The sequence below is a fragment of the Stenotrophomonas sp. STEN030 genome, from assembly GCF_056759995.1.
Genome location: NZ_JBRREB010000122.1, coordinates 1 through 429 on the forward strand (window position 1 = coordinate 1; position 429 = coordinate 429).

Here is a 429-nt window from a genome sequence, read left to right on the forward strand (position 1 = left end):
CGCTATGGAACCACCCGATCCCATCCCGAACTCGGAAGTGAAACGTAGCCGCGCCGATGGTAGTGCAGCCTAAGCTGTGCGAGAGTAGGTCATCGTCAGGGTTTTATCTAAAAACCCCGCTGCTCACGCAGCGGGGTTTGTCTTTTTATGTAAGCTAGGTGTTTTTGAGCCTGGGTTAGCTCAACAACTTCACGAAGAACTTCAAGTTCATCAAATAAGGTGTTGACGGAAACAAAAAGCCTGCCATAATAGGCGGATCGCTTCGACGAAAAGCCTTCGGGCCAACCTTGAAGCCGCCAAGTCAACAGCCTCTCAAAAAGGTGTTGACGAAGCAGAAAAGCCACCATATAATGGGCGGCTCGCTACGACGGAAACGTCGCAGCCTACGAAGAAGGCGCTGAGGCCTGATTCGAAGTTCTTTGAAAGTAT

The 429-nt window shown here is 50.6% G+C and carries 1 rRNA gene; it reads left to right on the forward strand.

Annotation, left to right across the window (positions count from 1 at the left end):
* A 5S ribosomal RNA gene (gene rrf, locus ACVOLR_RS20050) occupies nucleotides 1-101 on the forward strand; the annotation flags it as partial.
* Nucleotides 102-429 lie beyond the last annotated feature (328 nt).